This is a genomic window from Streptomyces sp. CRN 30 (assembly GCF_034105845.1).
Map to the genome: position 1 here is coordinate 1 of NZ_JAVRHI010000317.1, position 6102 is coordinate 6102.

At 75.8% G+C, this 6102-nt stretch carries 7 protein-coding genes; 3 read left to right on the plus strand and 4 right to left on the minus strand.

Annotated features, from left to right (window positions below):
• On the minus strand, positions 1 to 749 hold a 749-nt coding region (locus UW392_RS34285; RefSeq protein ID WP_320779112.1), incomplete at its 3' end, for a glycerate kinase.
• Between the two features lie 152 nt (positions 750 to 901).
• Here UW392_RS34285 and UW392_RS34290 point away from each other — a divergent pair.
• From UW392_RS34290 to UW392_RS34300, 3 genes are all read left to right on the plus strand, one after another.
• Complete coding sequence (locus UW392_RS34290; RefSeq protein ID WP_320779106.1) at positions 902 to 1993, plus strand: ADP-ribosylglycohydrolase family protein; 1092 nt, start codon at positions 902 to 904, stop codon at positions 1991 to 1993.
• Positions 1994 to 2002: 9 nt separating this feature from the next.
• Positions 2003 to 2506 carry an NUDIX hydrolase gene (locus UW392_RS34295; RefSeq protein ID WP_320779107.1) on the plus strand — a complete coding sequence of 168 codons (504 nt, stop codon included), beginning with the start codon at positions 2003 to 2005 and terminating at the stop codon, positions 2504 to 2506.
• 65 nt (positions 2507 to 2571) lie between these two features.
• Entirely contained in the window at positions 2572 to 2940 is a 369-nt protein-coding gene (locus UW392_RS34300; RefSeq protein WP_320779108.1) for a VOC family protein, read from the plus strand.
• Positions 2941 to 2984: 44 nt separating this feature from the next.
• On the opposite strand, the gene UW392_RS34305 is transcribed toward UW392_RS34300, so the two are convergent.
• The 3 genes from UW392_RS34305 to UW392_RS34315 form a co-directional block, all read right to left on the minus strand.
• A complete protein-coding gene (locus tag UW392_RS34305; RefSeq protein WP_320779109.1) occupies positions 2985 to 3476 on the minus strand; it encodes a methylated-DNA--[protein]-cysteine S-methyltransferase in 492 nt (163 codons plus the stop codon).
• Positions 3477 to 3488: 12 nt separating this feature from the next.
• Complete coding sequence (locus UW392_RS34310) at positions 3489 to 5006, minus strand: AlkA N-terminal domain-containing protein (protein WP_320779110.1); 1518 nt, start codon at positions 5004 to 5006, stop codon at positions 3489 to 3491.
• A 55-nt stretch (positions 5007 to 5061) separates the two neighbouring features.
• On the minus strand, positions 5062 to 6102 hold a 1041-nt coding region (locus UW392_RS34315; RefSeq protein ID WP_320779111.1), incomplete at its 5' end, for an HAD-IC family P-type ATPase.

Genomic DNA, 6102 nt, shown 5'->3' on the forward strand with positions numbered 1-6102 from the left:
CCGGGCGCGGCGGCGTGCTCGGCGGCCCGCGCGCCCACGGCGCCCTCCAGCACCTCGGCGAAGTGGGCGAGCGCGGCGTCCAGGGTCGCGACGTCGTCCGGCGAGGCGCCCTTCTGCGGGCCGTACACGGCGGGGGCGCCCTTCGGGCCGGTCAGCGGGTTGTCGACGTCGCTGGCGAGGACCAGTTCGACGGCGGACAGGCGCGGGTCGAGGCCGGAGAGGTCGGCCGAGGCGAGCCCGGCGAGGCCGCCCCCGCCGGGGGCCACCGGCTCCCCGTCCGCGTCCAGGAACCGCGCGCCCAGCGCCGACAGCATGCCGGCGCCGCCGTCGGTGGTGGCGCTGCCGCCGACACCGAACACGACGGTCCGGGCTCCCGCGTCGAGGGCGGCCAGCAACAGTTCCCCGGAGCCGTACGTGGAGGCCGTGAGCGGGGCGAACACCCCGGACGGCAGCCGTTGCAGGCCGCTCGCCTCGGCCATCTCCACGACCGCGGTGGTCTCCCGCAGCGCGAACGCCGCCGTCACCTCCGCGCCCAGCGGTCCGGCGACGCGTATCTCCCGGCGTTCGAAACCGGCGGCGACCGCGGCGGCCACCGTGCCGTCCCCGCCGTCGGCTACCGGCAGCGCCTCGACCCGCACCCCGGGCACGACGCGCCGGAGCCCGGCCGTCACCCGCTCGGCGACCTCGACGGCCGTCAGCGACCCCTTGAACTTGTCCGCGGCGACGAGGACCCGCCGGGTCCCGTCCACAGCAGCGTCAGCCACCTTGCTCTCCCCTTGCTCTTCTCGGGCCTTGCGCACGTCAAGGCAGTCGCGCCGCTGCGACCTTAACCGCAGCGCCCCCTCGCCGTCATGCCCCCGACCGGTCCCTGGAACGGCCCCGGAACGGGTAGGGACCACGCATGTCTGTTGTGTGCAAGGGCCCGGAACTCGCCGACCGCGTCCTCGGGGGCTGGCTCGGCCGGATCGCGGGCAACATGCTCGGCAAACCGGTGGAGCACGGCGAGGTGTGGACGCGCGAGCGCATCGACGGCTACCTGCGGCGGGCCGGCGCCCTCCCGCTCACCGACTACCTGCCGGAGCCTGCCGACGAGGCCGACCGCGCCGGCCTGCGCCCGGAGTGGCGCTCCTGCGTACGGGGCCGCATCGACGGCAGCTGCCGGGACGACGACATCGACTACGCGGTGCTCGGCCTGGACCTCCTGGAGACGTACGGCTTCGGGTTCAGCACCGAGCAGGTCGGGGATCTGTGGCTGCGGCGGCTGCCGTACCTCCAGACGTTCACGGCGGAACGGGCCGCGTACCGGAACCTGGCGAACGGACTGCGGCCGCCGCTCACGGCCACCTACGACAACCCCTACCAGGACTGGATCGGGGCGCTGATCCGCGCCGACGTGCACGGCTGGACCAGTCCCGGCGATCCGCGCCGCGCCGCGCTCGCCGCCCGGCGGGACGCGGTGCTGTCGCACACGGGCAACGGCGTGTACGGCGCGATGTGGGCGGCGGCGCTGGTCTCGGCGGCGTTCACCGCGCCGGGTGCGCGGCTCGCCGTCACGGAGGCGCTGACCGTCGTCCCGGCGGGCAGCCGCCTCGCCCGTACCGTGCGGCGGGTCGTGTCGCTGTACGAGGCGGGCGTCGGCTGGGAGGACACCCTCGCCACCCTGTCCGCCGAGACCGCCGGGCTCGGCTGGATCCACGTCGTGCCGAACGCCGCCGTCCTCACCGCCGGACTGCTGTACGGCGAGGGCGACTTCACCCGCACGGTCGCGCTGACCGTGCGCGGCGGCCTGGACACCGACTCCAACGGCGCGACGGCGGGCTCGGTGGCCGGGGTGTTCGCGGGCGCCGCGGCGATCCCCGCGCGGTGGACGGAGCCCCTGCGGGACACGGTCCGCAGCGCGGTGTTCGGCTTCGACGGGGTACGGATCAGTGAACTGGCACAGCGGACGGTGCGGCTGGCGGAGACCGGAATGCCGTACGTCCCCGCTGGTTAGGCTTCCGTGGTGACCACTCTTGACTACGCCACGTACATCGCCGGCCTCCCCCGTGTCCTCGCCGGTGCCGCCGCTCTGTTCCGGGACGGGGAGGGGCGGGTGCTGCTCGTCGAGCCGAACTATCGCGAGGGGTGGGCGCTGCCGGGCGGGACCATCGAGTCCGACGACGGGGAGACGCCCCGGGAGGGCGCGCGGCGCGAGACGCTGGAGGAGATCGGGCTCGACGTGGTGCCGGGCCGGCTGCTCGCGGTGGACTGGGTGCGCGGGACGGGCCGGCCGCCGGTGGTGGCGTACCTCTACGACGGCGGGGTGCTCTCCGACGACGACCTCGGGGGCATCCGGCTCCAGGAGGAGGAGCTGCTCTCCTGGCGTCTTGTGCCGCGCGCGGAGCTGTCCGGCTTCCTCCTCGGAGCGCTGCACGGTCGGGTCCTCGCCGCGCTGGACGCGCTGGAGGAGGGGTCGGTCACCGCGGAGCTGGAGAACGGGGCGCGGGTGGACCGCCCGGCGCGGTGAAGAAGGCGGGGCGGGCGGTGGAAAAGGCGGGGCGCGCGGTCGGCGGGTGGTCCACACTCCCTTCCATGACCTCAGCGATCCGCCACACCACCATCAGCAGCAACGACGCCTACGCGCTGGGCAGTTTCTGGTCCCGCGTCCTCGGCCGGCCCTTGCAGGAGGACGACCGTCCGGGTGACCCGGAGGTCCTCATCGAGGGCGCCGGGCTGCTCTTCGTCACCGTGCCCGACCGCAAGTCAGCCGTCCGCAACCGGCTGCACCTGGACCTCCAGCCGCAGGACGGCACCCGGGACGAGGAGGTCGAGCGGCTGCTGGGCCTCGGGGCGTCCCTGGTCGACGACCGGCGCAATGCCGACGGCACCGGGTGGGCCGTGCTCACCGACCCCGAGGGCAACGAGTTCTGTGTGGAGCGCGGCGCCGGGGAACGGGTCTAGCGGAGAACGGGCCCGGAGGAGAACGGGCCTGGAGGAGAACGGGCTCAGAAAAGGCCGTCGGTGTCCCGGCCCCGCTCGAAGTCCAGCAGGCGCCGTTTGCGGTCGAGGCCGCCGCCGTACCCGGTCAGGCCGCCGCTCGCGCCGATGACGCGGTGGCAGGGGACGACGATGCCGACGGGGTTGCGCCCGTTGGCGAGGCCGACCGCGCGGGAGGCGGCCGGGTTGCCGAGGTCGGCGGCGAGTTCGCCGTAGGTGCGGGTCTCCCCGTACGGGATGGTGCGCAGCCGGTCCCAGACGCGCCGCTGGAACGGGGTGCCCGGCAGGCGCAGATCGAGGGTGAACTCCTTCAGGTCACCGGCGAAGTAGGCGTCGAGCTGGTCCAGGGCGGCGCCGAACGGGGTGCCGTCGCGGACGCCGAAGGTCTCCTCGGGCGGCCGGTGGCGCTGGTCGGTCATGTACAGGCCGCACAGGACGCCGTCCTCGGCGACGAGGGTGAGGGGTCCGTAGGGGCTGTCGGTCAGGGTGTGCTGTCGCATCGTCGGGCGTCCTCACGCGGGCAGGAAGTTGATCGGGTGGTCGTCGGTCGCCCACAGATACTGGACGGCGTACGCCCGCCAGGGCCGCCAGTCGGCCGCGCGGGCGGTGAGCGCGGCCGGGGTCGAGGGCAGGCCCAGCGCGCGGGCGGCGCGGCGGACACCGAGGTCGGTGGGGAGGAAGGCGTCGGGGTCGCCGAGGGCGCGCAGGGCGATGACGTCGGCGGTCCAGGGTCCGAAGCCGGGCAGGGCGAGGAGCTGTGCGCGGGCGCGGGCCCAGTCGCTGTCGACGCCGAGGGTGAGCGAGCCGTCGGCGAGATGCCGGATCAGGGTGGTGAGGGTGGTCCGGCGGGTGCGGGGCATGGCGAGGCGCTCCGGGTCCGCCTCGGCGAGGGCCTCGGGGGTCGGGAAGAGGTGGGTGAGGCCGCCCTCGGGGTCGTCGACCGGTTCGCCGTGCGCGGTGACCAGGCGGGCCGCGTGGGTGCGGGCGGCGGCCGTGGAGACCTGCTGCCCGAGGACGGCCCGGACGGCGAACTCGGCCTCGTCGACGGTGCGCGGCACGCGGCGGCCGGGGGCCTTGTCGACGAGCGGCGCGAGGACCGGGTCCGTGCGGAGCCGGGCGTCGACGGCGGCCGGGTCGGCGTCCAGGTCGAGGAGGCGCCGGCAGCGGCTGATGGCGACGGGCAGGTCGCGCAGGTCGCTGAGGGTGAGGCGGCAGGCGATGTGGCCGGGGGTGGGCGCGAGGGCGACGATGCCGTGGCCGCCCGGCAGGCGCAGGGTGCGCCGGTAGGCGCCGACCGGCGTGCCGCCCGCCCCGGTGAGGCAGTGCGGCCGCCACTCCTCCACCCCGGGGACGGCGGTGGCGGCGAGGTGGCCGAAGAGGTTGTCGGGGTTGAGGGGCACGCGGAACGGCAGCCGCAGGGTGAGGGTGCCGGGCGCGGCCGGGGCGGCGCGGTCCTTCGGCGCGCGGGCGCGCAGTTCGCCGGGGCTGAGGGCGAAGACCTCGCGGACGGTCTCGTTGAAGGTGCGCACGGAGCCGAAGCCGGCCGCGAAGGCGAGGTCGGCCATGGGCAGCGCGGTCGTCTCGATCAGCAGCCGGGCGGTCTGGGCGCGCTGGGCGCGGGCCAGGGCGAGGGGGCCCGCGCCGAGTTCGGCGAGGAGCTGCCGTTCGATCTGCCGGGTGCTGTAGCCGAGCCGGGCGGCGAGACCGGGGACGCCGTCGCGGTCGACGACGCCGTCGGCGATCAGGCGCATGGCGCGGGCGGTGAGGTCGGCCCGCTGGTTCCACTCCGGGGAGCCGGGGCTGGTGTCGGGGCGGCAGCGTTTGCAGGCGCGGAAGCCCGCCTGCTGGCAGGCCGCCGCGCTCGGGTGGAAGGTCATGTTCGCCGGCTTGGGCGGCACCACCGGGCAGCTCGGCCGGCAGTAGATGCCGGTGGTCAGGACGGCGGTGAAGAACCAGCCGTCGAACCGCGCGTCCTTGGACCGCACGGCCCTGAGGCAGTGTTCGGTGTCGGTGTGCATACCCGTCTGCATGGGTCCAGCATGGTCGACCGGCGGCGGCCGGGCTGGCGGGAATGCGACATGGGCCTCAGCCCTCGCGTGCGGTGCCGGAGCGCCAGGCGGACTCGCGCAGCAGCCGCAGTCCGTTGAGCCCGACCAGTACGGTCGACCCCTCGTGCCCGGCGACGCCGAGCGGCAGGGGCAGGTGTCCGATCAGGTCCCACAGGACCAGGACGGTGATGAAGGTCCCCGCGATCACCAGGTTCTGGCGGACCAGCCGCTGGGCGGTGCGGGAGAGGCGGACGACGGCAGGTACGGCGGTCAGCTCGTCGCGGACGATCACCGCGTCGGCCGTCTCCAGGGCCAGGTCGGAGCCGGCCCTGCCCATGGCGACACCGGCGTGCGCGGCGGCGAGGGCGGGCGCGTCGTTGACGCCGTCACCGACGAAGAGCACCGCGCGCCCGCCGTCCTGGAGGGCGCGTACGGCGGTGACCTTGTCCTCGGGCAGCAGGTCGGCGCGGACGTCGGTGAGCCCGGTGGCGTCGGCGACCCGGGCGGCGGCGCGGGCGTTGTCGCCGGTGAGCAGGGCCGGGGCGGTGCCGGTGAGGGCGGTGAGCGCGGCGGTGGCGGAGGCGGCGTCGGCGCGCAGACGGTCGCTGAGGACGAGGGTGCCGACGGGGGTGCCGTCACGGGTGACCCGTACGGTCGTCGCGCCGTCGTCGGCGGTCGCGGCGGCGGTGGAACGTCCGGCATCCACCCCGCGCCCCACGGCAGACGACACCGAACGAGCGGCGCCGTCACAGGTGACCCGTACAGCCGTCGCGTCATCGTCGGCGCTCGCGTCGGCGGCGGAACCCCCGGCATCCACCCCGCGCCCCACGGCAGACGACACCGAACGAGCGCCGCCGTCACAGGTGACCCGTACAGCCGTCGCGCCGTCGTCGGCGCTCGCGGCGGCGGTGGAACGTCCGGCGTCCGCCCCGCGCCCAGCGGCGGGCGGCGTCGTGCCGGTGGGCTCCGTCCGGCCGACCTCCACCGTGCGGCCGCCGATCCGGGCCGTCACCCCGCGGCCCGGCGTGGCGGTGAACTCCTCCGCGTCGGGCAGGGCGAGCCCGCGGGCGCGGGCGGG